The 256-nt window shown below is 66.8% G+C and carries 1 protein-coding gene; it reads right to left on the reverse strand.

Annotated features, from left to right (window positions below; translation table 11 throughout):
• Window positions 1–256: aldehyde dehydrogenase family protein (locus tag RMT89_RS44170; protein ID WP_315889394.1), on the reverse strand; the 256-nt coding region annotated here is incomplete at both ends.

Genomic DNA, 256 nt, shown 5'->3' on the forward strand with positions numbered 1-256 from the left:
CCGCCAAGTTCCAGCGTCACCGGCGTCAGATTTGCCGCCGCCGCCCGCATCACATGCCGCCCCACCTCGGTCGATCCGGTGAACAGCAGGTGATCGAAGGGCATTTCGGTAAAGGCGCGCGCCACGTCCGGCCCGCCCGTCACCACCGTCAGCACCTCGGGATCGAACCGCGCCATCGCGGCCTGAGAGAAAACTTCGGCAAAGGCGGGCGCGTGTTCCGACAGCTTCACCATCGCCCGGTTGCCGGCCACGAATT

It is taken from the genome of Streptomyces sp. P17 (assembly GCF_032436805.1).
Lineage (GTDB): Bacteria > Actinomycetota > Actinomycetes > Streptomycetales > Streptomycetaceae > Streptomyces.